Below are 23,047 nucleotides of genomic sequence, written 5' to 3'. Positions count from 1 at the left end.
TTCAATAGGGTAGGAGAAAGTTTCAAATAGAAGGGTAGAAGAACGGATGTTTTTACTCGTCGCAGTCTTTGCTGGTTTGGCAGCATTAGTTTGGTTTTTCCGAGAAGGGCAATCCATCGGTTTGCACCGCATTCTTGGTACGCTTTATTTCATTGTTTATACCGTGGTGTATTTGTACGTCCCACCATTTCTTGAAATGGGGCATCAATACATTGCTAAAACCTACGAGATCATTCCCATCATTTGTTATTACTTCATCCTGCAACCAGATCCAGAAGAAGCCAGTGCAGAGCAAAAAGCGAAGATCTTTTTCGCATGGTGCGGCTTAATTTTTATTACCTGCTTCTTGTTGTATTTCAAAATGAATGTCTGGTGAGGAGAGCGATCATGCAAATAGTTAAAGCCAACCTCAACCATTTAGAAGCATTTGAGCAGTATGTTGAAAAGTGTGCTCATGCGGAAATGGAAATGTACGACGCCGCCCAAAGCGACAGCGAAGCGCTGCTGAAAAAACGAATTGGATATGCGAAAGGCGAAGGTTTGCCTGAAGGTTGGACGCCGTCTTCGACATACTTCTGTATCGAGGAAGGGGTGATACTTGGTTCGATTCGAGTTCGTGACGGTAATAACGAATACCTTGAAAATGTGATTGGGCACATTGGTTACGAAACTGCGCCAGATGCTCAAGGTAAAGGCATCGCCACATTCATGTTGAATTGGGTGAAAACTGAAATCATTAAGGACTTTGCTATCGTCACTTGTGATGTGAACAATACCGCATCAAGACGCGTGATCGAAAAAGCGGGTGGCGAGTTCCTCAATACATTCTATTCAGAGCAAGATAAATACGAAGTGCGCCGCTATCGATTGTCGCCAGAGTAAACTCATTGAGATGAACAAACGCCCTCGTGACTGAGGGCGTTTGTTGTTGAGAATGTTCCGTTCTGAAGTGAGAAGTTAGAACTCTTCCTCTTCAAAGCGTCCTGTGTTCTCTAGCCAAAGACCATTGATGACACCAAAGGCGCAGGCGAGTAATACGCCAAGTACCCAACACATGTACCACATACTTGCCTCCTTAATAGAGCGATGAGCTGTTGCTGCGGATGTAGTTGTTATCCAAACGTCCGAACATTTTGTAGTAACACCATGCGGTGTAGCCCAGAATCACAGGCACAACGATGATGGCAACGATAGAGATAATGCCGAGCGTTTTCTCACTCGATGTCGCATCCCATAACGTTAAGCTGTGCGATGGATTGATGCTTGATGGCATCAATAAAATGTCTGCACCTTTAGCAAAGTCGATGAAGTCAGGGTTACTGCCGTTTTGGTCGGCGGAAATCACCATCACGCCTTCGGCACTTTCGATTCGAAAAGCGAGACAAGGAACGTCGCCGTGTGGGATACCCAGTGCGTAAATGGTTAACCCATCTTGCTCGTACACCTTGGTGCCTTGGGAAGTTTTGTATGGCACATCGGTAATGGTGACAGGGAACAAGCCATCACTGCCATCAAACAAACCGTTCAAATATGCGTACGCGCCTTCATCACCGTCGAAAAGCGCTTTCATGTAACCAGTCAAGCTAGGAAATGCAGAGCCCGCTTCTGGACCCGCGATATCGAGAGGATCTTCACGATCAAAGAAGTACCCCCCTTTTAGCAGGGCTGGAACGTCGGCAACGTGGTCGGTGTGAAAGTGACTTAAACCAAGGAAATCTAAGTCTTCCAGTTTGCCGCCCGCCTGCCCAAAACGCAGATAGACACCACCACCGGCATCGATCATCACGCGTGATTTTCCTTTCCACCAAACCAGTTCACCAGACGAGGCACGAAGGTCATCAGAGATTGGCCCGCCAGAACCAAGAAGTTGCAAAGTAAAATCTTTGTCTAGCGGTTCGAGAGAGAGTGCGTAACTGTTGGCGGCTCCGAGAGATAACCCCAGAGCCAGCACTAACGCTTTTAAAGGCTGTTTCATATCAAATACCTATGAGTTTGATTTTTCTTATTTATTTTCTTTGGGTGAGCATCCAAAGAAGTGTTGAAGAGGCAGGAAAAACGATTTGTTTTTGATGTCCGTCAAAGCACGGGAATAAGATATCCAATATGAATGGTTAATTATATCTAGTAATTTTAAAGTTTCGTTCAGGTAAATTGAACGTTATTGGTTTGAGCTGAACAAGCATCAGAATGTAAAAAGGCACCGCAAAGGGTGCCTTTTGTTTGTGTTTTGCAAGAACAATCAGGGCATGTATTGTCGCTTTACCATGAAACCGATAAGCTGTTTGGCATCTTGCCAAAATAGCAGTATTAGGAAGCGCATCATGGATCTCGATATCTACCAAGTGGACTCTTTCACCACCGAACCTTTCAAAGGAAACCCTGCTGGAGTCTGTCTCTCACAAGAACCGTTACCAGAAGCATTGATGTTCTCTATCGCTGAAGAAATGGCGGTATCAGAAACGGCTTTTCTCTGTTTGAAAGACATGCGACTGCGCTGGTTCACACCTAAGGTAGAAGTGGCGCTATGTGGTCATGGCACATTAGCCACAGTGCAAATCTTAAAAGAACAAGGATTAGCGAAGGTTGGCGATACCATTGCCTTTCAAACTCTCTCTGGTGAGCTTCATGCAAAAGTAAACGAGTCGACAATTGAGCTCGATTTTCCTTCGACTCAGCTTGAAATGGATGTTGAACAAGACGCTACGTTGCTAGCGGCACTTGGATTGAAAGCAGAGCAAGTGGTTTCTTACGCTCAGTTTGACAGCAAAGGCTTTATTGAAGTCGACAGTGAACAAACCGTGCTGGATCTCGAGCCTAACTTTGACGCATTAAAGAACATTCAAGGGCGTGGCGTGGTGGTCACTGCTCAATCGAATTCCCCAGAGCTCGACTTTATCTCGCGCTACTTCGCTCCGTGGGTGGGCGTGAATGAAGATCCTGTAACAGGCTCAGCCCATTGCGCACTGACTCAGTTTTGGGAGCAGAAGCTCGGTCAAAATCAGTTCCGCGCTTATCAAGCGTCGGCACGTGGCGGCCACTTACAAACCGAACTGCTTGAAAATGGGCGCATTAAACTAATTGGCTCCGCAAAGACGGTAATCAGCGGAAAACTAAAGGTATAACGCGATGAAACAATCCATTATCCATATTGCTTTGGTTGTAACAGACTACGATGAAGCGATTAATTTTTATGTGAATAAGCTGAAGTTTGAGCTGGTGGAAGATACGTACCAACCAGAGCAAGATAAGCGCTGGGTTGTGGTTTCTCCGCCGGGTTCTAATGGTGTGACATTATTGCTAGCCAAAGCGTCTAAGCCAGAGCAGCATGACTTCATCGGTAACCAAACTGGTGGACGTGTGTTCCTATTTTTGAATACAGATGACTTCTGGCGTGATTACAACCGAATGGTAGAGCAGGGTATTAAGTTTGTTCGCCCGCCAGCGGAGCAAGACTACGGCACAGTCGCCGTATTTGAAGATCTCTATGGCAACCTGTGGGACTTGCTAGAGATGAGCCCAAGCCACCCAATGGCGTCGCATTCGTAGGTTCGAACTCATCGATATTAAGAGCGTCTTTCGGGGCGCTCTTTTTGTTTCAGGTGTCCGCCTTTCGCATTTCTTGCTTCTTTTCCCATTTCGCTTCACTTTGCCTATCAGCTTAATTCTCAAAATGAGAATGATATTTAAATTAATATAACTCTATGTTTTTAAATGAGGTAATTTCGGCATCATATTTGCGTTAACCCTCTACGACCAACGATTCAGTTGATGAGGGGAATAACATGAAAGCAGGGAAACTTATTGCGCTAACCAGTTGCTGCGTGTCGATGTCCGGATACGCGCTCACTACCAGTGATTTATCGTTCGAATCAGGCAGTGACAATGCAAACTACACCATCAAAGGTAAACCATTAGAGACCACTTCTATTGCGGAAACCTTACCTCAGGATACGCTGACGAATGTGTACTCGATGCTTCCTGAAGGGACTTACGTTAATAGTGCGTTTATTGCACCGGAACGCTATTCAAATATTGATATCGATGACGAGCTTGATGGCGCTGAGTACGCGACGGCCTCAGTGACGTTTCTTAATGAGGGGGCTGGCTATCGAAATTCGCTAGGCTATTTTGTTTACGACACCAACAACCCGCCAACCAGTAAAGACGATATCGAAACGCACATGGTGATCTTCCCAAATGCTTCGAAAGCGCCAGATGGTGACATGCAGGAAGGTGACACTATCGATCTCGATGTGCAGTTAACCGCGGGTCAGACGCTTGCATTTTTCGTCATCCCGAATGGTTGGTATGTGAGTACCTATAACAACATTCCTTACCTTGGTCCTTGGAACACACCTTTTTACAGCTTATCCAGTTTGAATCCAGAGACGACCGCCAATTACCGTCGCCATAACGTTGCGTTCTTAGATACCGAGAATGAGTTTTTGGTGCTTGGTTTTGAAGACATTCGCCGTCCGAGCGGCGATAACGACTTCAACGATTTGATTTTTACCGTGGACATTTCACCTTTCTCGGCGGTGGATGGTGTGAACACCGATGGCACTACTGACTCGAAATACGAAGTGTTGGTTCAAGAGAACAACCCAGAGGTCACGGTGACGTCGGTTTACCCAAGTTCTGATACTTATGCGACGATGGCATTCGAAGATCGCTGGCCGTTAATGGGCGACTACGACTTCAACGATGTGGTGTGGCGCTATCGTGTGACCGAACTTTTGAATGGCCAACGTGAATTGAAGACCATTACCGTCGATTACACCCTGCAAGCGATGGGGGCGGGTTATTCCAATGGTTTTGCCGTGAAGCTGCCTAATGTGGATTCGTCCAACGTTGCATCGGTAACGGTGACCAAAAATGGGCAAGCAGTGGAACATACGGTGCTTCAATCTGGCAGCGAAACTGTGTTGGTGGTATCGGAGGATTTAAGAGCTGAATTGGATGCGCTTGGTGTTCTGACTTCAAGTTGTACTTATTACCGCACTCAGAGCAATTGTTTGAATCAGCAAGCGACCGACATCCTCAGCTACCAGATGGTCGTCGAACTGACCACGCCAGTCGCACGAGATCAAATCGGTTACCCGCCTTATGACTCATTCATCTTTGCGGCAGAAGGTACGTACCACGGTGACTTTGTTGCGACCTTCCCGGGCATGACATGGCAAACCCACTTTAAGGCATTCTCAGGCACTGGGGACATGAATAACGCATTGTTCAACCTGCATGATGATGACACAGGCGGCTCGGAATACTTCTTAACCAGCAACAACATGCCTTGGGCAATCAACATTCGTGATGAATGGGATCACCCAACCGAGAACACAGATATCAGCCATGCCTACACAGGATTTCCAACTTGGGTAACCAGCAGTGGCGAAACGGACACCAGTTGGTACAACGCGCCAGCGAGTGGCAAAGTTATCTCAACAACGGAATAGCAAGGAGCATCACATGAATACTTCGACAAAACTTCTGACCATCATGTTTGCTTCAACTCTAGTAGCTGCTTGTGGAGGCGGTGGCGGCGGAGGGGGCGGCTCTTCAACCCCAGCTCCTGCGCCAGTGGTGGATGAGACTGATGACACACAAGACATTGTGGCACAACGAGACTTTTCCTTTGATGTTGGCGAGACCATTACCTTGTCTATGAACTACCAAGGGGCTTCTGATGGTGCATTACATCTCTACACCAAAGAGGCATTTACGGCGGAAAACGGCGATGTGATTGCAGACCCAATGTCACGCATCACCACTATTTATCCGACCCGAACCAATCAGGTTGAGTTAGAGGTGAATGGCAATTGGACCAAGTTGTACGCGCAATGGGTCCCAATGAATGCTGGTGAATCTGAGAAGAACTGGGTGATTTCGTTGAATCAATCCAACAACAATTACCATCTCGATTTTTAATCCAAGATGTCGTTAATAAGCAAAGCGTGGTTAAAGCCACGCTTTATTTTTGATAAAAATCCTTCGCAACATTAGCGTGATCTATATCACCTATTGAACGAATCAGATAGAATGGCGGCCACTTTCAATATGCCCTTTTCTAACCGTATCTCGAAAGTGAATTAACAAATTGTTATTTAAAAGAAATTTCCTTCGAGGACGCCGCTATCATTAGTACAAACAATATCACCATGCAATTTGGTGCCGAGCCACTGTTCGAAAATATCTCCGCTAAATTTGGCAACGGTAACCGTTATGGTCTGATTGGCGCAAACGGCTGTGGTAAATCGACATTCATGAAAATCCTGAGTGGGGCACTTGCGCCAAGCTCGGGCAACGTTTCTATTACTCCGGGGCTGAAACTGGGCGTATTGAGCCAAGATCAGTTTGCGTTCGAGCAATACAGCGTGATTGACGCTGTGATCATGGGCGATCGCAAGCTTTGGGAAGTGAAGCAGGAACGTGACCGCATCTATTCATTACCTGAAATGAGCGAAGAAGACGGCATGAAAGTCGCTGAGCTTGAAAGTGAGTTCGCAGAAATGGACGGCTACACAGCAGAAAGCCGTGCTGGTGATATTTTGCTTCAAGCGGGTATTGAAGAAGAGCTGCATTTTGGTTTGATGCAGCAAGTTGCTCCGGGCTGGAAACTGCGTGTGCTTTTGGCGCAAGCTCTGTTTGCTAACCCAGATATTTTGCTGCTCGACGAACCAACCAACAACTTGGATATTCACACCATCAACTGGTTGGCGGAAGAGTTGAACCAACGTAAGTGTACGATGATCATCATCTCGCACGACCGTCACTTCTTAAACTCTGTGTGTACTCACATGGCAGATATCGATTACGGCGAACTGCGCATTTACCCTGGCAACTATGAATACTTCCTTGAGGCGTCTGGTCTTCGTCGTGAGCAGTTATTGGCTTCTAACGCGAAGAAAACCGCTGAAATCAATGAACTTCAAGAATTCGTAAACCGTTTTGGTGCGAATGCATCGAAAGCGAAACAAGCCAGCTCTCGCGCGAAGAAGATGGAAAAAATCCAACTCGACGAAGTGAAAGCAAGTAGCCGTGTTAGCCCGTCGATTGATTTCGGTGAGGGTAAAAAACTGCATCGTTTAGCATTGGAACTGCAAGACCTTGGTCACTCGTTTGGTGATGAGCTGTTGTTTGAAAAAGGCAACTTGTTACTCGAAGCAGGCACTCGCCTTGCGATCATCGGTGAAAACGGTGTGGGTAAAACGACCTTGCTGCGTTGCCTAGTGAACGAACTAGAGCAAACTCAGGGCGTAGTAAAGTGGTCTGAAAACGCTTCGATTGGTTACTGCCCACAGGACAGCAGTGCGGACTTCGATAATGATCTGACCATCTTTGAGTGGATCTCACAATGGCGTACCGTGAAGCACAATGACCTAATGGTGCGTGGCATTCTAGGTCGCTTGTTGTTTACCGCTGACGATGCCAACAAAAAAGCGAAAAACTGCTCGGGTGGTGAGAAGAACCGCCTGCTGTTTGGTAAGCTAATGATGCAAGACATCAACGTTTTGGTGATGGATGAGCCAACCAACCACATGGATATGGAAGCGATTGAAGCGTTAAATAGCGCATTAAAAGACTACACTGGCACTTTGATCTTTGTTAGTCATGACCGTGAGTTCGTATCGTCATTGGCGACTTCAATCATTGATGTAAAAGACAAACAGTTGGTGAGTTTCCAAGGTACATTTGAAGAGTACATGGCACACCAACAAAAGGTGCTTAGCGCTGCGTAATCAAGCGCCGATCATCGTGAATAATTGGACGTAAAGTTCGTCTTTGAGACGAAGAATACAACAGATTATTTGCAATAGTGATTTAATCTAAACCTAATAGAGGTAAGGTGGTGAGTACAACGCTCGCCACCCACAATTAAGGAGCCGTTCATGAGCCATGAATTTATGACCGACGAAGAACGTATTGAACTGCAGAAGAACAACCCTCTGCACGGTCTTAAATTAGAAGACATGTTGCAGCAGCTTGTTGACCATTACGGTTGGGAAATCCTCGACACAGCAATGCGTATGAACTGTTTCAACACTAAGCCAAGCATTGCGAGCAGTGTTAAATACCTGAAGAAAACAGAATGGGCCCGTGAGCGTGTAGAGAACTTCTACCTATACCGCTACAAGCGCATGCCAAAGGCGTCTGAATACGAATACAACCTACCACCACGCGCACGTACTTTCCGTCATGGATTGGAGCCTCGTGAGCCAATGGAGCTGACGGTTGAATCGATTCTGGCTTCACAAGCAAAGGCTGCGTCTGCGCACAAAGAGCGTTCAGCAAAGCAACGCTCAGATCGTGCTCGCTTTAACAGCCGCCGCCGATAAAATCTATCAAATACTTACACTTGTTCTCATGTGCTTTGATGCTTCGGAGACAAGAAAGATGATGAAAAGCCAAACTATCCAGTTTGGCTTTTTTGTTGCCTTTTCTTTAGCTAAACCTTGTTATCAAGACCCTAGCTTGATAATCGAAGAGTACATCTGTTGCGGGTCTGACTGACGGCTGAATCGCGCTTGGAAGCTCTCTACGACATAATCAATAAAGGCACGTAACTTTTGTGATTGCTCTTTGTGGTAAGGGTAGACGATATACAGCGCGTGCTTTTCCATCTGCCATTCAGGAGTAATCTCAACCAATTCACCTGAAGCTAATTGAGGCTCAACAAAGAAATCCGGTAGTAGTGCGACACCGAGTCCGGCACATGCCGCTTGGGTAAGCGCAAGACCACTGTTGACCATATAAACACAAGGTGGAATCGCAACATCTAAAATCTGATTGCCGTTATTAAAAGTCCAACGACGTGATGCCGATGACAAGCTGTAACTCAGTAGGCGATGATTTACCACATCACTAGGCGAGAGTAAGGGTGCAGATGAATCCAAGTAATGAGGAGAGGCACAAAGTACACGTCGAATGTCTAGCAGCTTTCTCGAACGCAAAGTGGAATTTCCAAGCTCCTCGCCACCCCGAATGGCAATATCAACCCCTTGTTCAATCAAGTCGAGGTGTTCGTCGCTCATGATTACCTCTACGGAAAGCTCTGGATGCAGCTTCATAAACTCGCAAATGATCGGGTTTAATTCAATCAACCCTAATGACATCGGCATGCTGATTTTTAGCGTGCCCTTTAATGTGTGGGAGGATTCAATCACAGAGCGGTCTGCGTTGTTAAGTGCATCAAGAACCTGACACACTTGTTGATAATAGAGCTGTCCATTATCGGTAATGTGCAAGTTACGCGTCGTACGGTTAATCAAAGGGCTTTTTAAGTAGCTCTCTAATTCATTGATGTTCTTACTGATGGCGGCTTTTGAGAGGTTTAAATCTTCTGCAGCCGCGACGAAGCTACCTAGCTCCACTACTCGACGAAATACGGTTAATGCTCTGATCTTATCCATGTAATTGATACCTTGAACTCATTATTGTTCACGATTGGTGAACTATATAGACACTATTATAGAGTTTATTCACTGATTGGAGTTAATTAATATCACCTCATTCAATGAGTGCCCCGCTGAGTAGGGGCAGCGTAACTAGGATTCCAATATGAAAAAGATCGTCGCATTTACCGGTAGCAACAACAGCCAATCAATCCACAGCCTATTGGTTCAAGCGTTGGCAAACCAAGCTACACAAACAGAAGTAAACACCATTGACCTAAACGACTTTGAATTGCCAATGTACGGTTTGGACGTTGAAGGTCAGGGTATCCCAGAAAACGCACACAAACTGCGTGCAACGTTAAACGAATACGATGCGATCATCATTGCATCACCAGAACACAACGGCTCAATGCCAGCATTCCTGAAAAATGCGATCGATTGGCTATCACGTGTTGCACCTCAAGGTACATCTTTCTTTGGTGACACTAAGAAACCAGTTCTGCTAGTGAGCACATCTCCAGGTGCAAACGGTGGCGCAACTAATATCAAAACCATGGCTGAGTTGATGCCTTGGTGGGGCGGCGATGTAAAAGGCACTTACAGCTTGGGTGGCTTCTACGACAAGTTCCAAGACGGTGAATTTGACCCTGCGACCTCGGCAGAACTGAGCGAGTTAATGGCCTCTTTCGAACATGCTATTAATTAGTTTTATTATATTTCTATACAAACTATTTAATTACTAACTTAGTTGCTATTAAATTAGTAATAGCAACAGGTTGTTCCTTAAATTCTACATTTTAAATTTGAAGTTATATCTTGCTATAAAAATTTATAGTGAGTGGTGTTTTTTGTTCGTAAATATAAAAATAATATAAAGGTGTATACTATGAATATTATTAAATATCCTATATTAGCGCTAAGTGTTTTAGCCTCTATTCCTGCTGTCTCTCAAGAAAATAAAGATGAAAAACTGCAAGATATGTCTGATCCACTTGCGGTATATACACAAGCTGGTTTTGGTATCAGTGATAAAGGCATTAACATTAAAGTCGGCCAAGCCTATGACTCAAATAAGCCAAATACGCTTGCTATGAATGTTATTGAAGTGAAGGGTATTGGTGGTGACTTATTGGGTATCAGAGACAACGATGATCCACTATACAAGGGAGTAGATGATAGTATTGACTCACTTCGACTTCGTAACTTTCAATCAGACTTAACTACAGGTCGAGGCCGTCAAATCGATATCAATTATGATGTTGATAACGACAGACTTGATGCCTCTTATAGCTATGTCCAATCGCTTCCTAAGTTTGGTATTGTACAACTCTACCCTCTTGGTGGTGTCGGTGTGACGGTCGCGAACGATTACAGTGGTGAAGACAATGGTTATGAAATTCCGGGCACGTTTATGGTGGTTGGTATGTACTCTAAAATCGACATCACAGATAAAATCTGGATTAACTACAACCCAATGTACATGCACACATTATCTGGCTCGAGTGATTACAAAGATAATTATTATGCTGAAGAGAAAGATATTCTAACCCATGAGTTTACGCTTTCTTACCAATTAAATAAAAGATCGAATATTCGTTACTATGCAAACTGGAGTGAAAACGTTGACTTTAATGATGGTGATCATCGCATCGAATACAACTATCAATTTTAACTACTAGTTTTTATTGGTAATAGTTTAAAGTTGATTATTGAAGTAAATATATATATGGATATTCTCTTTTTATCATTAATGTTGTTGCTTGGGCTGTACGCTAGGATAGAAATCCAAGCAACGTTCAGTAAGCCACTGCATAACAGGACCTGCTTCTTTTGCTTTGCCCGTCACACGGTCAATTTGTAAAAGCCAATCTTTCTCTTCCCCTTGTAGTTTAAGAGGAACGATATCTGAGTGTTTTTGAAACAAGTGGTCAGGTATCAAGCTCCAGTTATTATTCAATTTAATCAACTCTATTACGGTTTCTAAGTCATTCACTTTGGTCAGTGAATTAGACAAGTTCGCGTTGTAGTGAGCAGGGTAATCTTGCAATACGATTTGTCGATACGCCTTAAGCGTTTCAAAAGGAACGGAGCCTTCAGCCAGTAGCGGATGTGATTGATGTACAGCGATAGAAAACGGCACATAGCCAATCGAACCTAAAAGCACGTTCTTAGGCTGTGTGCTGCCCCACAACATAAAACCGATATCCACTTCATTACTCGCGACAGCATCAGCAATGTCATTGTTTTTCAAGACATTGAGATTGAGCTCGGTGTGCGGAAATTGTTGATAGAACTCCTCAATAACGCCAAAGAATTGCGGTGTTAATAACAGCGCATTGATCCCTATCGAGAACCTATCTTCTACTCCCACATTGAACGTTTGCAGCATATTTTGTACGTGTTGTACATGCTCTAACAATGAGAGGGCTTGAGCATGCAATCGCTCGCCTTGTGCCGTCAAGGTAGGCAATCGAGAAGTGCGATCAAAGATGGTCAGCCCTGTGTCGATTTCCAAGTTTGAAATCGTAGTACTGACCGCAGATTGTGCTTTACCAAGCTTTCTTGCCGCCGCAGAAAACGAACCACATTCCACGCACATGACTAACGTTTCAAGTTGTTGAAGATTGAACATAACGATGTATCTAATTTTTAGATGGTAGCTAACTATATCTTATAAAAAGTTTAGATGACAATCGCTCCATTAATCGTCAAGCACAAGTAGAGAATAAGATGAGTAACAACCAATCTGCGGAATTATCGGATACACAAAAGGAACTAGAAGCATTGCGTGAACGCTTGCGTCAAAACACTCAAACCATGCAAAGTTCGGCTAAGAAATCAGACGCTAACGAAATGATGTCTGGCGTGATTAAGACGGTAGCGACGTTCGAAAAAGACTAATAAGCTCCTTCCTAGAAAACAGAAAACAGAAAACAGAAAACAGAAAACAGAAAACAGAAAATAGAAAGTAGCAAGTAGAAAGGCACCAATTGATGGTGCCTTTTGTTTTTATAGCTGCGCCGTAATTTCCTCTATCTCTTGCTGCCACTGTTTTTGCATCGCTGGTTTTTGATGTTTGGCTTTCCGCCCTAAATCGGCTTCCAGCAAGCTTTCCAGCAAGCTTTCCAGCTCCAACAGTCTTTCTAGCATTTGCTCTTCGGATTGCTCATCAGACGCGGTGTTTGTTTCCATCGACATTACTTCATTGCAATGATGCGAGATGGCTGATTTCGGTGCTGTATCAGTTACGCGTTGATACACCTCTTCCGCGCTTAAATACTCCGTCAGTAAGCCATTTTCAATAAACCAGAATCGATTACAGCTTTGCTCTATCAGGCTTCGGTCGTGACTCACCAATAAGGCGGCACCTTCGAAGTTTTGCAGAGTTTCAATCAGCTCTTCTTTGCCTTCCATATCCAAATGGTTGGTCGGTTCATCTAAAAACAACATGTGATAACGAGCGAGGGTTAAGCCAACAAACAGCAGCCTTGCTCGCTCTCCACCACTTAGACTGACGACTTTCTGTTCGTGTCTTGCGTACTCGAATCCTGCACCAATTAGCGAACGTTTTGCCTGTTCAATGCTTATGCTGGCAAACGACTGCAACGCATACGTGATGGATTGATGATCGTCGAGTTGCCTTAGAGATTGATCGTAGTAACCCAAGCGACAACGATCGTGGAAAGTCACACTCTCATGTTGGTTGCCTAGGTTGGCTTGGATGGCTTCATACTGACGATAAAGCAGATTCAACAAAGTCGATTTACCGCAACCATTACTGCCTAGAACGGCAATCCGGTCGCCACTTTTCACGCGCATTTCTGCCATATCAAACAAGTGATAATCACTGTTTGGTGGTGTTACTGAGAAAGGCAGAACCTCTAACAGTCGATTTGCTGGCATTGACTCACCTTGAAGTTGTAGCGCCCACGGTGTGCCTTCTGTCAGCTCGGTTTGCTCTTCTTCTAAACGCTCTTTGCGCGCAAACATCGTCTTGGCTTTTCGAGCAAGATCTTCGTTGTCGTAGACTTTGCCCCAAGTGGCTAAACGCTTGGCGCTTTTTTCGATTCGGTCGATCTCTTTCTGCTCGCTGGCATGGCGAAGTTGATCGGCTTCATCTTTCTCTTTCAATGCTTGTCTTGCTTGAGAACAAGGCAGAGAGAAATGATGCAGAGAGCGATCTCGCATGACCCAAGTGGTGTTGGTGACGCGATCGAGTAAGGTTTGATCGTGAGATACCAATACGAATGAGTCTTTCCAGTTCGATAGGAATTGCTCTAGCCAAAGGAGCGATGGCAAGTCCAAGTGGTTGCTTGGTTCATCCAGAAGCAGTAAGTCAGGTTGATGGATAATCGCACGAGCAAGCAGGAGTCGCATTTGCTGACCTCCGCTGCAATTCTCAACCGGCATGTGTCGTTCTGTGGTCGAAAATCCGAGTTCATCCAATAAGAGTTCGGCGCGCCAAATCTCATCATCGGATAAGGATTCCGCTAACGCGTCCAATACGGAATGTGTGCTTAAAGACTCAGGTAAATGCTGGTCAACATAACGCATCAAACATGAACTGGCTTTGGCAACCGTGCCTTGGCTTGGTTTAAATGGACCGCTAAGCAGTTTGAGTAGGGAGCTTTTACCACAGCCGTTATGACCGATAAGACCAATTTTGTCGCCACGATGAATCGTAAACGTTACATCTTTGAAGATTGGTGTTGCTGTGTGAGAAAGGGTTAGTGATTGTGCAGTTAAAAAAGTACTCATAGTGTTCTCAAGAATTTTGGGCGCAAGACGCCGTTGTCATAGCTGACAATAATTCTTCGAGCTTGAGGGAAAGTACTCGGGTGACGTGTTTTCGTCGAAAGGTAATTATTCGCTCAAGTCGAGATTATCGCAGCGCGAAATCTGAAACTCTTGAGCGGTCCTTCATGCCATAAAAACGTGGGTTGATTGAACACCACAAAGACATAAATTCCTCCTTAATTTCGTTGTAAGTGTTGCCACTTTTGGTTGATAGATGCGCTAGATTCTAACCCTAAAAGTGGCAATGTACAGATAGCTTGATGAAAAAATGATGAGAGGATCACCAAGGTATCACGCGCTTTTAACGATATAAGCTGAACTTCTTGGTCAATTCTCGAAGAGTTTCAGTCTCGCCGAACAAACAAATACCCAAGTATTCTAACTCGGCTTCTGGTGTGTTTTTGGTGGTTTGCTGTTGAACTTCAGAGCCGCCTTCTACCATGGTGTGAGTAAAGTCGGAGAAGGGGATGCTTTTATCGAGTGCTTCTTGGCGAAGCTTTCTGATTTTGTTGGAGTTGTCCGCTCTCAAGACGATAAACGGATAGTGAGAGATATTTGGATGAAGATTACCATCAAGGTCGTGATAGTCGGTGTAGACTGCGTCGTCATCAGAAAGTTGATTCGCAAGGCTTACGCTCAAATGTCCTAATACGTTAACGGCGCGTCCCACTTCGACTTTTTTACTGATTACGGCAACAAATCGTTTTTGGTTTTCGTCGGGAAGTTGATTCATGGAGGACCTCGTTTTTCTATAGATCTGAATACTGTTTAGCTGTCTCCATTGTATTTCCTCGCACGCGCAATTTTGTTTCTAACATTGCTTTCGGAAAGCCAAGTTTGCAATAAACGACCGATGTAATCGTTTTTCATGCAATAACTGTTCGGGTGAAGATTATAAAAAAAAGCACCGACATTGCGGTGCTTTTGTTAGAGTGCGAAATGGCGCTCAGTTCTTTGTCAGCGACTAGAACTTCGCCATAAATGACTTAGTCAGTGGCAAGCGGAAATCTTTGCCCATCATTTCATAAACGTTGAATTTCACCGTGTTCCAGTTTTCTTCAAAGTTGTATTCGAACACGCTGTCACCAGTATCCAAGCTTTGTGTCATAGTCCATTCTGTCGCGTAGCTAGACATTCCATTGCCGTTGCCAAAGTCTTTGTATGGCGCATCTGCAGGCACACGGTAAGGAACAGTCGACAGCTTCATCATCCCGTTTGTGATGCTGGTCGGCTCGGTGAGTTTGCTCATAAAGTAGCTCGCGTGAACAAAGCGACTGTGCGAGTTGCCGTTACCAATGGAGCCATAGTCAGTATCACGACTCGCGTTTTCCCACGTTGGTTGAACCTTCTTGCGCATTTCGATGTGCTCTTTCATCGAAGGGTCGTTCGTCATTACCATCGCTTCTTCGCCACGGTAGGTGTGCAAGCCATCTTCATCCATCTCAATCACTAAGCGGTCACCGCTCTTATCTGTGACAGACCAGTGTAGTTTCATTTCAACAGGCATGCCCTCCATAGGAATTGATGCGAAGTCTAGTGTTGGCAGAGCTTTAACGACCTCACCGACATTCGCATAATTGGCAAGTAAGTACTCAGCGATGGTAAATTGCGTGACTTCTGACCCTGTTTCCGCCTGTTTCATGGTCATGCCTGGATAGAACAGAGCGTTGACTTGCATGCCTTCGCTGTTTACGCCGTCGGCCACCAATTCACCATAAGCCAGTACCGCAACCATGTCGTATTTCACCGTGTAGGTATTGCCTAGCCCATTACCTTGAAGCGAACGAACGTCGCCTTTGTTAATGGTACCTAGCACGGGTGAGGTTGATTCCATCCAATCCATCGTTCTAGAAGTGAAAGTGCCCAAGTCGGTGTTCCATGCGACTGAGGTACAAGCGTGCGCTACACCAGTAGTAAGAGTGCCAGCAAGAAGAGCTAGGGTGATTGCTTTCAATTTCATAGTAACTCCGATTCATGTTTAGGAACGATTTGGAGTGTAAGGTGGAAAACTAAAAAGCTTAAATCACGTTGTGAGTATTCAATCCTCACTTTGAATGCTATGAGCATGGCTGTGTTCTTTAAACAGTCGAATCATTTCTCGCGTGACAGGACCGGCTAAGCGGTTGTGTTGCCAAAGGTTGATGGGGAACTGAAGTACGGCATGGAGTTCGTCTATCTCAATGGTCTGTAATTGCTGGGTGGCTAAAAGCTCCTCCACGCAATGGGTCGGGACAATTGCCCAGCCATCACCAGCGACTAACAGGTTTTTGAGTACATTCACACTTTCGATTTGTTGTGCGAGATTCGATATCGTCAGCGTCTGCGCGATGCCAGTATGGTGAAAATCCGCCATCAACAGTTGCCTTGCTCGCTTTAGAGAGGTGAGGTCAACAATCTGATGGTGCGTAATAAATTCGCTGGTGGCACACACAACAAACGGAAGATTGAGCAGATAGGTGTAGCTGAATGCTGTCGTGGCATTGCCCGTCGGAACAAGCATGACACCAAGGTCTGCGGCATCTTGTTCGAACAGAGCTTTTGTTTCGTTATTGTTTTTGTGAAGCCAGTTCACTTTGACCAACGGGAATTTTTTGCGAATCCCAATCATCACATCTTGAATCAGTTTTCCTGGCACCAATTCACTATGGCAGATCGTAATTTGGCTCTCGTTCCCTTGTTCGGTGCTCTGGCAAAGACGCTCAAAAGACTTGGTCGTTTCCGCTAGGTTTTTAGCATGTTGATACAGTGCTAAGCCTTCTTCCGTCAATTGAGGATAGCGGGTCGAACGATCAAACAAGGTCATGTTGATTTCAATTTCGAGATTGGTGATCACTTGGCCAAGCGTCGTGCGATGCTTATTTAATTGTTTTGCTGCAGCGCTAAAGGAGCCACATTCCGCAACAGCGACAAAGGCGGTGACTTGCTCATAACTGATGTGCATGATGGTTTGGTCCTACAAAAGTGTCTTATTCAAACCTAATGTAAGACCCAAGCAGAGTCCAGACAGAGAAGAGCAAGTTGTGATGAGTTGAGAGTTCTCTACGATTCAACGAGCGGAAGCTAGATAACCATTGCGATATTGAGCAGGTGTTTGTCCCGTCCAAGCTTTGAAAGCACGATTAAAATTGGAGAGGTCGTTGTAACCACATTGCCAAGCCGTTTCAAATGGAGTGAGTTGTCCTTGCGTAAGTAGTACTTTGGCTGAGCGGCATCTTGCTTGATCTCGCAGTGTTCGAAAGCTCGTACAGCGCATGTGAAGTTGGCGTTGCAATGACCGAGAAGAGGTGCCAATCAGTTTGACAAACCAGTCGATATTAAACCAAGGCAACACAGCGTAGGTAGCAATCAACTGTTCGACTTTGTCCAACCAGTCTGTGGTTAGAGTTTGCCTATCAATTGGGACGAAGTTGCTCGGTAAATTTATCGCGATTGCGCCATAGTCTTTTTCAAACAGAAACTCGGTGTTGTCAAACGTGGCTGGCAACTTTGAGCTGAGGTGTTCTGCAGAGCTCATCCAGACCTGCTGTGGTTGCCAAGCCTCTCCGATGAACATACGACACATTGATAGTAGCGCAAAGCTACGAAACCATTCGGCTTGATCAAAACCAATTGTTGATGGGTGATAGGCTCCTCGATGACACAGAAACCATTGATCTTGAATGTTTTCGACCCAGACCATTACGTGACTATTGAGTGTCGGCATTATCTCAATCAGCTTATGCAGTGCATCGCCTAAATCATGGCAATTCGACAGTGTTTGATGTAATTCTGGAGAGATTTGTTCAAGCGTAATCAGGCGTCCTACCTCAATGCCAATCCGCTTTTTACTCTCCCTCATCATTGCCATTAAAAACGCCATCACTTGATGAGTGGGAACCCAGTTAGGTTGAACGTCAATATCTTCAGGAATGTTATGTAGACGAGCCGCCGACTTCCATTCAATGCCCTTTGAGTCAAAGTAACTAATAAAGGGCAATAAGTTGTTAGTCTGAGTGATATTGATGTTTTCAGGCATTCTTTTCTCGTTAGATAATATGGCGGGAAATGACCTAATTTGTTCCTCACGGTATCAGTATAGTTCTCCCAAGACAACACGGGAGATGCACATATGACACTCAAACCAAGTACCCTAATTTTAAGCGCCATCGTTCTTAGCCAACCTGCATTCGCAGCCGACGAAAACCCAGTCAAAGCCGCACTAAAGGCAGAGGGGGCGCAAGTGACTTTACCTGTGAGCGCTGCAAAACAACCTTATTCCAATCAGTTTGTAGATTCGGCTCGTGAGCAGTTCAATAACTTTCATTGGCAAATGGGCGGTGACCACTCCCTTTACTACAACATGCACATGAGTGAGTTTATGCCGACGGCGGTTGCCTCTCCAAGCCATGAATACCAGCCATTAGTCAAAGCCATTAACCCAGAACTCGGCAGCCTTAAAGTCGAAACAGAAACAAAAGGCGAAATGACCATGGATCAGTACTTGGCTGATCCTCAGTTTCGTACTCAGGGTTTCATGCTGATTCACAAAGGTAAAATTGTTTATGAAGCGTATCCGGGAATGAAGCCGACTGACCGTCATATTTGGGCGTCTGCGGCGAAAACCACAGTGGGTGCTGTGATAGCGATGCTGGTAGAAGAGGGAAAAGTTGACCAAAACAAACCGGTTTCTGAGTACGTTCCAGAGTTAAAGGGAACGGTATGGGATGATGTGTCAGTACTAAATGCACTCAATCATGCGACAGGTTTGGACAATGAGGAAACCGGTGAGTCGATCATGACCCCTGACTCTCCAGTGGTTCGCTTCTTTGCTTCAGCGTTTGGTTCGCCACGTTACTCGACTGGCAAGCTTGAAAGTTGGTTGGATGTGGCCTTAGATACGCATAAGTTACCAAACGAAGAGGCTGGTGAGCATTTCCGTTATGCGTCGATGAATACGATTGTTCTGACGCAAATTGTAGAGAATATCGAGGGAACGACTTGGACTAAAGTATTCGAAGATCGCGTTTGGTCTAAAGTCAAAGCACGCCAACCAATGATGATTAATCAAACGCCAGATGGTATGGCAATTGCGGTTGGTCTCGTATCGACAACCTTAGAAGACATGGCACGCTGGGGGATATTGTTTACGCCAAGTTGGAATGCGGTTGCCGATGAGGCAGTGATTTCTCCTGCTGTTATCGATCGCATTTTAAATAATGGTGACCACAACGCATTTGTCGGCACAGCGAAAGAGGTGAGTTCGCTACATTCATTCAATGAGAAAGCACAGTACAACTCGTACCATTTCGATTTCATTTTTGAAGATGGAGCCATGGCGAAGAGTGGCAACCTAGGACAGATGATTTACATCGATCCTAAACGTGATTTCGTTGGCGTGGTGTTCTCAAATAATCCGTACCATTCGGGCTATGGTGAAATCAAAGCACCTGCATTAATGCGCTCTGCTGCCAAGTTATTGGCTGATAAATAAGAGAAATGACAAAGAGGCTCGACGGAGCCTCTTTTAGGTTTTTATTCGGAATAAGACTTCGCTTGCTGCATCTCAACCAAGCCACCCGCGTTATGAAGGTTGGTAAACCCTTGTGATTGCAGGTATTGATAAGCTTGCCCTGAGCGATTACCGCTGCGGCAGTAGAGCACGATTTGCGTGTCTTTATCGACATTAGCAAAGTGTTTATCTAACTCTGAAAGTGGGAAGTTAACCGCATTGTCCAAGTGACCATCGGAAAACTCTTGTGGCGTACGCACATCGACAATCATTGCGCCTTGCTCAATCCATTGCCAACCTTGCTCTGCACGTTCAGAAGCAAATGCCGATGGTGCGGTGAAAGCTAAGCTCAAACAAGTGAATACAATCAGAAGTAGTTTTTTCATTGAGTTCCTTTCCTCAAGGTCAATTGCCCTTAATCGTTCTGATGAAGATTATACGTGCGATTATCAAACTTCGATGTGGTATCGGTCGAAATGTCGTAACTCAGCGTGTTATGACTTCAATCCTAACATGGCACCAAACACCAATAAGCCAGCGCCACAAGCTTGATTCAACCTATGTTTCACGCGCAGTAATAAGCTCTGTAATCGCGGTGAGGTGAACAAGATGGCAACCATAGAAAACCAAATACCGTGTAACGCAATCATGTAGACACCGTAACCTAAAGCTAGGTGCTGTGATGCTGCATTCGGGTCGATGACTTGGCTAAAGATACTCAAGAAGAACAACATGGTTTTTGGGTTAAGTACGTTGCACAAAAAGCCTTGGAAAAAGAACTGCCAAATGGAGATGCTTTGTTGTGTTTCCCCCTCTATCTTCTGTTGAGAATCAGCCCCAAAAACCCCTTTCAATCCGAGATAGATCAGATAAGCCGCGCCTAGGTAGCGAATCAAACTGAACAACCATTCGTTCTGTGAAATTAAGTAACTGATACCGAGCAAGGAATAGGTAATGTGTACCGAAATCGCAAGACTAATGCCCACGGCACTCCAAATCCCCGCTTGTCTGCCATTGTTGAGGCTATTTCTAAGAACCAATACAAAATCGGCGCCGGGACTGATAACGAGGAGTATGCCTAATAAGGCAAGGCTGAAAAGCTCCATAGTGTTTCCTATTTCTTCGTTGTTATGAATGGGGCAATTGTAGGTCGAGAGTTCGGAGACTATAATCGAAACAAATTCTGCTAAGTGTGAGAAAAAGTCACAGATGAGGCATCTTAAATCCTTCCATGTTTTCCATGTCGCGGCATCGTCTGCGAGTTTTAGTGAAGCAGCAAACAAGCTCAATATTACGCATGGCGCAGTGAGTAAGCAGATCAAAGTGTTGGAAACCTATCTGGCTCAACCTCTGTTCTACAAACAGGGGCGTAATATGCTGCTCACTGAAGAGGGTGAGATGCTGAAAAGCTACACCGAGCAAGCATTCCAAGCGCTGGAAACTGGCGTGAACAAGCTGGTGCAGGAAAAGCATCAATACCTTGAAGTCTCTTGTGAGCCAACGTTAACCATGCGTTGGTTGATGCCAAGGCTTTCCGCGTTTAATGATGGTTGTGACGCAGATGTTCGTCTTTCGACTGCGGGAGGACCTGTAACGCTTGGCTCGACGGGTCTTGCTATGGCGATTCGTCGAGATGACTTTGAGCCTTTGTATCACTACCCAAAAACCAAGTTAGTGGAAGAGTGGGTGGGGCCCGTGTTTTCACCTGAATACTGGCAGCAAGTGAAAAGTGATTTGAACTCCGTGAAGTTATTACACAGCCAAACCAGACCCGAAGCTTGGCAAGAATGGATTCAGCGCTCTGGTGGTGCGTCGATAAGCGGAAAAGCAGAACAGTCTTTCGCGCATTTCTATTTCTGCATTCAAGCAGCAGTCGACGGCTTAGGCGCGGCGATGGGCTCTTATCCTTTGGTGATGGACGATCTCGAACGTGGCAATCTCGTTGCACCATTTGGTTTTGTGCCGTCAGGGCATGACTATGTCTTGTTGACTCAAGATAAGACTCACTCTGAATTGGAGCAAAAATTTGTGCTTTGGCTGCAAACCCAAATGGCGGAGTGTGTGCCTTACCCCTAAGAAATTCAGAGAGATCCTAGTCAGGGCGCGTTGAGTTACCTAGAGTGGTTAAATATGTGCTACACAATGGAAACTTAGGGAATGGAAAACCTCAATATTGTTGAAATTAAATCTTTTGTTCCTGCGAAAGATTACGAGCTATCAAAGCGCTTTTATCAGGCATTGGGTTTTGAGATGCCTTCGGATTTTGGTGGTGTGGCGTACTTCTTCAAGGGCAGTTGCTCATTCTTGCTGCAAGATTTTTATGAGCCAAAACACTGCAATAATTTCATGATGCATTTGTTGGTGGAAGATGTTGCCAGCTGGCATGAACATGTTTCGAATGTCGATCTGGAATCATTCGGAGCCAAGATGACGGAGCTGGTTGATCAACCTTGGAAGATGCGAGAATTCTGTTTGCACGATCCTAGTGGCGTGCTGTGGCGAATTGGTCAGAATATCGATTAATTTCAACTGTATAAAAACAACAAAGGGAGCGAGCGGCTCCCTTTGTTTTTGCTCTAGTGCAATAGCGCATACATAGCGCCGCGATTGGCGGTCGGGTTCTCGGTGTAAATCCAATCCAAAAACTCAGTGGCGTTCTTTCCTACTTTAGGGCAATAAAGATCTTTGTTTGCCCCTTGCTGCATTAGCCATTTAAACGCTTCGAAATCATCATGAATGATGGCGGAGTGCAGAGGTGGACTGTTACTTTCGTTCAGCCAATTTACGTCAAACCCATGTGCGATTAAGGTGTTTGCCATACGAAAGCGGCTATGACTGTCACCACTTAGAATCGACGAAATACCATATTGATACTCGACTAAGCTTAGTAAATCTTGCGAAACGCCAAACGTCTCAAAATAGAATAAGCAATCTTCGCTATCAAACACTGGAATATCATTTCCTAATGCGCACAACATCATTCGTTCTTCGGTGAGTGAATGCTTCAAAAACAGTGCGAATGAAGTTGTGATAAACGATAGGGTAAAGATTGTGGTTCTAATTGTTGTATTGATGTCCATATCTACCTGTATTTAAAAATAAAAAGCCGCAAGCGCACCTGACGCTTGTTGGCATTAGGTAAACTTGGAAACGGTTTAATTGTGGAAATAAGGTGTCATTACGCGGTTTACGCAGCCATGGTTTGGCGTTCTTCTTCTAGCAACCAACCGTACCACCAACTCATGAACTCAAGGGTCACGATTGGGTAGGGGTTTTGGTCAAATGGGATGTTATTGATAAATGCCAGCTTGCCTTTGCCAACGACTTCGTCAACTAATTGAAGCCCGCCATCGTCATAGTCTTTCAT

Annotated in this window: 27 protein-coding genes; 14 read left to right on the top strand and 13 right to left on the bottom strand. The window is 45.1% G+C overall.

Going from position 1 to position 23,047, the window contains the following annotated elements:
• The first annotated feature begins 46 nt into the window (after positions 1-46).
• Together KJB05_RS26445 and KJB05_RS26440 are read left to right on the top strand one after the other, a co-directional pair.
• The gene (locus KJB05_RS26445; RefSeq protein ID WP_208444661.1) at positions 47-376 is read left to right on the top strand and encodes a hypothetical protein; all 330 of its coding nucleotides are present in this window, start codon (positions 47-49) and stop codon (positions 374-376) included.
• Between the two features lie 11 nt (positions 377-387).
• Entirely contained in the window at positions 388-882 is a 495-nt protein-coding gene (locus tag KJB05_RS26440) for a GNAT family N-acetyltransferase (protein WP_208444660.1), read from the top strand.
• 75 nt (positions 883-957) lie between these two features.
• Here the strand turns inward: KJB05_RS26440 and cydX are convergent, their stop codons facing one another.
• Together cydX and KJB05_RS26425 are read right to left on the bottom strand one after the other, a co-directional pair.
• Complete coding sequence (gene cydX / locus KJB05_RS26435; protein ID WP_010453186.1) at positions 958-1,065, bottom strand: cytochrome bd-I oxidase subunit CydX; 108 nt, start codon at positions 1,063-1,065, stop codon at positions 958-960.
• A gap of 10 nt (positions 1,066-1,075) precedes the next feature.
• Complete coding sequence (locus KJB05_RS26425; RefSeq protein ID WP_244142904.1) at positions 1,076-1,975, bottom strand: MBL fold metallo-hydrolase; 900 nt, start codon at positions 1,973-1,975, stop codon at positions 1,076-1,078.
• A 346-nt stretch (positions 1,976-2,321) separates the two neighbouring features.
• Here KJB05_RS26425 and KJB05_RS26420 point away from each other — a divergent pair, with 346 nt between their 5' ends.
• The 6 genes from KJB05_RS26420 (at position 2,322) to KJB05_RS26395 (ending at position 8,336) form a co-directional block, all read left to right on the top strand.
• On the top strand, positions 2,322-3,122 hold the full coding sequence (locus KJB05_RS26420; protein ID WP_208444659.1) for a PhzF family phenazine biosynthesis protein: 801 nt from the start codon (positions 2,322-2,324) through the stop codon (positions 3,120-3,122).
• Between the two features lie 4 nt (positions 3,123-3,126).
• On the top strand, positions 3,127-3,546 hold the full coding sequence (locus KJB05_RS26415) for a VOC family protein (protein WP_208444658.1): 420 nt from the start codon (positions 3,127-3,129) through the stop codon (positions 3,544-3,546).
• Positions 3,547-3,782: 236 nt separating this feature from the next.
• Positions 3,783-5,456, top strand: coding sequence for an LruC domain-containing protein (locus KJB05_RS26410; RefSeq protein WP_208444657.1), 1,674 nt, complete (start codon positions 3,783-3,785; stop codon positions 5,454-5,456).
• A 13-nt stretch (positions 5,457-5,469) separates the two neighbouring features.
• Positions 5,470-5,928: a hypothetical protein gene (locus KJB05_RS26405; RefSeq protein ID WP_009702257.1), complete on the top strand. Its 459-nt coding sequence runs from the start codon at positions 5,470-5,472 to the stop codon at positions 5,926-5,928.
• A gap of 206 nt (positions 5,929-6,134) precedes the next feature.
• On the top strand, positions 6,135-7,739 hold the full coding sequence (locus KJB05_RS26400) for an ABC-F family ATPase (protein ID WP_078609968.1): 1,605 nt from the start codon (positions 6,135-6,137) through the stop codon (positions 7,737-7,739).
• 165 nt (positions 7,740-7,904) lie between these two features.
• A complete protein-coding gene (locus KJB05_RS26395; RefSeq protein WP_208444684.1) occupies positions 7,905-8,336 on the top strand; it encodes a VF530 family DNA-binding protein in 432 nt (143 codons plus the stop codon).
• 123 nt (positions 8,337-8,459) lie between these two features.
• Here KJB05_RS26395 and KJB05_RS26390 read toward each other — a convergent pair whose 3' ends face one another.
• Positions 8,460-9,410, bottom strand: a complete 951-nt coding sequence (locus tag KJB05_RS26390; RefSeq protein WP_208444656.1) for a LysR family transcriptional regulator — start codon at positions 9,408-9,410, stop codon at positions 8,460-8,462.
• Between the two features lie 148 nt (positions 9,411-9,558).
• Between KJB05_RS26390 and KJB05_RS26385 the strand changes: the two genes are divergently transcribed.
• Together KJB05_RS26385 and KJB05_RS26380 are read left to right on the top strand one after the other, a co-directional pair.
• Positions 9,559-10,101: an NADPH-dependent FMN reductase gene (locus KJB05_RS26385; RefSeq protein ID WP_208444655.1), complete on the top strand. Its 543-nt coding sequence runs from the start codon at positions 9,559-9,561 to the stop codon at positions 10,099-10,101.
• A 180-nt stretch (positions 10,102-10,281) separates the two neighbouring features.
• Positions 10,282-11,067, top strand: a complete 786-nt coding sequence (locus KJB05_RS26380; protein WP_009706425.1) for a hypothetical protein — start codon at positions 10,282-10,284, stop codon at positions 11,065-11,067.
• 75 nt (positions 11,068-11,142) lie between these two features.
• Here the strand turns inward: KJB05_RS26380 and KJB05_RS26375 are convergent, their stop codons facing one another.
• On the bottom strand, positions 11,143-12,027 hold the full coding sequence (locus tag KJB05_RS26375; protein ID WP_208444654.1) for a LysR family transcriptional regulator: 885 nt from the start codon (positions 12,025-12,027) through the stop codon (positions 11,143-11,145).
• 98 nt (positions 12,028-12,125) lie between these two features.
• On the opposite strand from KJB05_RS26375, the gene KJB05_RS26370 reads away from it, so the two are divergent.
• The gene (locus KJB05_RS26370; protein WP_162998343.1) at positions 12,126-12,296 is read left to right on the top strand and encodes a hypothetical protein; all 171 of its coding nucleotides are present in this window, start codon (positions 12,126-12,128) and stop codon (positions 12,294-12,296) included.
• 108 nt (positions 12,297-12,404) lie between these two features.
• Here KJB05_RS26370 and KJB05_RS26365 read toward each other — a convergent pair whose 3' ends face one another.
• From KJB05_RS26365 to KJB05_RS26345, 5 genes are all read right to left on the bottom strand, one after another.
• The gene (locus KJB05_RS26365) at positions 12,405-14,153 is read right to left on the bottom strand and encodes an ABC-F family ATP-binding cassette domain-containing protein (protein WP_208444653.1); all 1,749 of its coding nucleotides are present in this window, start codon (positions 14,151-14,153) and stop codon (positions 12,405-12,407) included.
• 340 nt (positions 14,154-14,493) lie between these two features.
• Positions 14,494-14,925 (bottom strand): DUF2000 domain-containing protein, encoded by a 432-nt coding sequence (locus KJB05_RS26360; protein ID WP_208444652.1) that lies wholly within the window; start codon positions 14,923-14,925, stop codon positions 14,494-14,496.
• A gap of 231 nt (positions 14,926-15,156) precedes the next feature.
• Positions 15,157-16,152 carry a linear amide C-N hydrolase gene (locus tag KJB05_RS26355; RefSeq protein ID WP_208444651.1) on the bottom strand — a complete coding sequence of 332 codons (996 nt, stop codon included), beginning with the start codon at positions 16,150-16,152 and terminating at the stop codon, positions 15,157-15,159.
• Positions 16,153-16,230: 78 nt separating this feature from the next.
• Positions 16,231-17,133 carry a LysR family transcriptional regulator gene (locus tag KJB05_RS26350; protein ID WP_208444650.1) on the bottom strand — a complete coding sequence of 301 codons (903 nt, stop codon included), beginning with the start codon at positions 17,131-17,133 and terminating at the stop codon, positions 16,231-16,233.
• A 105-nt stretch (positions 17,134-17,238) separates the two neighbouring features.
• Entirely contained in the window at positions 17,239-18,207 is a 969-nt protein-coding gene (locus KJB05_RS26345; RefSeq protein ID WP_208444649.1) for an AraC family transcriptional regulator, read from the bottom strand.
• Positions 18,208-18,300: 93 nt separating this feature from the next.
• On the opposite strand from KJB05_RS26345, the gene KJB05_RS26340 reads away from it, so the two are divergent.
• A complete protein-coding gene (locus KJB05_RS26340) occupies positions 18,301-19,662 on the top strand; it encodes a serine hydrolase domain-containing protein (protein ID WP_208444648.1) in 1,362 nt (453 codons plus the stop codon).
• Positions 19,663-19,703: 41 nt separating this feature from the next.
• Here KJB05_RS26340 and KJB05_RS26335 read toward each other — a convergent pair whose 3' ends face one another.
• Both KJB05_RS26335 and KJB05_RS26330 read right to left on the bottom strand, forming a co-directional pair.
• Entirely contained in the window at positions 19,704-20,066 is a 363-nt protein-coding gene (locus tag KJB05_RS26335; protein ID WP_208444647.1) for a rhodanese-like domain-containing protein, read from the bottom strand.
• Between the two features lie 108 nt (positions 20,067-20,174).
• On the bottom strand, positions 20,175-20,786 hold the full coding sequence (locus KJB05_RS26330; protein WP_208444646.1) for a LysE family transporter: 612 nt from the start codon (positions 20,784-20,786) through the stop codon (positions 20,175-20,177).
• Between the two features lie 103 nt (positions 20,787-20,889).
• Between KJB05_RS26330 and KJB05_RS26325 the strand changes: the two genes are divergently transcribed.
• Together KJB05_RS26325 and KJB05_RS26320 are read left to right on the top strand one after the other, a co-directional pair.
• Positions 20,890-21,756 carry a LysR family transcriptional regulator gene (locus KJB05_RS26325; RefSeq protein WP_208444645.1) on the top strand — a complete coding sequence of 289 codons (867 nt, stop codon included), beginning with the start codon at positions 20,890-20,892 and terminating at the stop codon, positions 21,754-21,756.
• 81 nt (positions 21,757-21,837) lie between these two features.
• On the top strand, positions 21,838-22,203 hold the full coding sequence (locus tag KJB05_RS26320; RefSeq protein ID WP_104038138.1) for a VOC family protein: 366 nt from the start codon (positions 21,838-21,840) through the stop codon (positions 22,201-22,203).
• A gap of 53 nt (positions 22,204-22,256) precedes the next feature.
• Here KJB05_RS26320 and KJB05_RS26315 read toward each other — a convergent pair whose 3' ends face one another.
• Together KJB05_RS26315 and KJB05_RS26310 are read right to left on the bottom strand one after the other, a co-directional pair.
• Positions 22,257-22,760 carry an ankyrin repeat domain-containing protein gene (locus tag KJB05_RS26315; protein ID WP_050567178.1) on the bottom strand — a complete coding sequence of 168 codons (504 nt, stop codon included), beginning with the start codon at positions 22,758-22,760 and terminating at the stop codon, positions 22,257-22,259.
• Positions 22,761-22,867: 107 nt separating this feature from the next.
• The gene (locus KJB05_RS26310) at positions 22,868-23,047 is read right to left on the bottom strand and encodes a hypothetical protein (RefSeq protein ID WP_009706408.1); all 180 of its coding nucleotides are present in this window, start codon (positions 23,045-23,047) and stop codon (positions 22,868-22,870) included.

The sequence above is a fragment of the Vibrio sp. B1ASS3 genome, assembly GCF_905175355.1.
GTDB lineage: Bacteria > Pseudomonadota > Gammaproteobacteria > Enterobacterales > Vibrionaceae > Vibrio > Vibrio owensii.
This window is presented reverse-complemented; position numbering and strand designations above follow the sequence as displayed.

Excerpts from the sequence above, each read along its gene's own strand:
- KJB05_RS26410 (WP_208444657.1), top strand. The coding sequence starts at position 3,783 with ATGAAAGCAGGGAAACTTATTGCGCTAACCAGTTGCTGCGTGTCGATG.
- KJB05_RS26375 (WP_208444654.1), bottom strand. The coding sequence starts at position 12,027 with ATGTTCAATCTTCAACAACTTGAAACGTTAGTCATGTGCGTGGAATGT.
- cydX (WP_010453186.1), bottom strand. The coding sequence starts at position 1,065 with ATGTGGTACATGTGTTGGGTACTTGGCGTATTACTCGCCTGCGCCTTT.
- KJB05_RS26325 (WP_208444645.1), top strand. The coding sequence starts at position 20,890 with ATGAGGCATCTTAAATCCTTCCATGTTTTCCATGTCGCGGCATCGTCT.
- KJB05_RS26310 (WP_009706408.1), bottom strand. The coding sequence starts at position 23,047 with ATGAAAGACTATGACGATGGCGGGCTTCAATTAGTTGACGAAGTCGTT.
- KJB05_RS26370 (WP_162998343.1), top strand. The coding sequence starts at position 12,126 with ATGAGTAACAACCAATCTGCGGAATTATCGGATACACAAAAGGAACTA.
- KJB05_RS26360 (WP_208444652.1), bottom strand. The coding sequence starts at position 14,925 with ATGAATCAACTTCCCGACGAAAACCAAAAACGATTTGTTGCCGTAATC.
- KJB05_RS26315 (WP_050567178.1), bottom strand. The coding sequence starts at position 22,760 with ATGGACATCAATACAACAATTAGAACCACAATCTTTACCCTATCGTTT.
- KJB05_RS26350 (WP_208444650.1), bottom strand. The coding sequence starts at position 17,133 with ATGCACATCAGTTATGAGCAAGTCACCGCCTTTGTCGCTGTTGCGGAA.
- KJB05_RS26395 (WP_208444684.1), top strand. The coding sequence starts at position 7,905 with ATGACCGACGAAGAACGTATTGAACTGCAGAAGAACAACCCTCTGCAC.
- KJB05_RS26380 (WP_009706425.1), top strand. The coding sequence starts at position 10,282 with ATGAATATTATTAAATATCCTATATTAGCGCTAAGTGTTTTAGCCTCT.
- KJB05_RS26420 (WP_208444659.1), top strand. The coding sequence starts at position 2,322 with ATGGATCTCGATATCTACCAAGTGGACTCTTTCACCACCGAACCTTTC.
- KJB05_RS26405 (WP_009702257.1), top strand. The coding sequence starts at position 5,470 with ATGAATACTTCGACAAAACTTCTGACCATCATGTTTGCTTCAACTCTA.
- KJB05_RS26390 (WP_208444656.1), bottom strand. The coding sequence starts at position 9,410 with ATGGATAAGATCAGAGCATTAACCGTATTTCGTCGAGTAGTGGAGCTA.
- KJB05_RS26440 (WP_208444660.1), top strand. The coding sequence starts at position 388 with ATGCAAATAGTTAAAGCCAACCTCAACCATTTAGAAGCATTTGAGCAG.
- KJB05_RS26445 (WP_208444661.1), top strand. The coding sequence starts at position 47 with ATGTTTTTACTCGTCGCAGTCTTTGCTGGTTTGGCAGCATTAGTTTGG.
- KJB05_RS26425 (WP_244142904.1), bottom strand. The coding sequence starts at position 1,975 with ATGAAACAGCCTTTAAAAGCGTTAGTGCTGGCTCTGGGGTTATCTCTC.
- KJB05_RS26355 (WP_208444651.1), bottom strand. The coding sequence starts at position 16,152 with ATGAAATTGAAAGCAATCACCCTAGCTCTTCTTGCTGGCACTCTTACT.
- KJB05_RS26330 (WP_208444646.1), bottom strand. The coding sequence starts at position 20,786 with ATGGAGCTTTTCAGCCTTGCCTTATTAGGCATACTCCTCGTTATCAGT.
- KJB05_RS26320 (WP_104038138.1), top strand. The coding sequence starts at position 21,838 with ATGGAAAACCTCAATATTGTTGAAATTAAATCTTTTGTTCCTGCGAAA.
- KJB05_RS26385 (WP_208444655.1), top strand. The coding sequence starts at position 9,559 with ATGAAAAAGATCGTCGCATTTACCGGTAGCAACAACAGCCAATCAATC.
- KJB05_RS26340 (WP_208444648.1), top strand. The coding sequence starts at position 18,301 with ATGACACTCAAACCAAGTACCCTAATTTTAAGCGCCATCGTTCTTAGC.
- KJB05_RS26365 (WP_208444653.1), bottom strand. The coding sequence starts at position 14,153 with ATGAGTACTTTTTTAACTGCACAATCACTAACCCTTTCTCACACAGCA.
- KJB05_RS26415 (WP_208444658.1), top strand. The coding sequence starts at position 3,127 with ATGAAACAATCCATTATCCATATTGCTTTGGTTGTAACAGACTACGAT.
- KJB05_RS26335 (WP_208444647.1), bottom strand. The coding sequence starts at position 20,066 with ATGAAAAAACTACTTCTGATTGTATTCACTTGTTTGAGCTTAGCTTTC.
- KJB05_RS26345 (WP_208444649.1), bottom strand. The coding sequence starts at position 18,207 with ATGCCTGAAAACATCAATATCACTCAGACTAACAACTTATTGCCCTTT.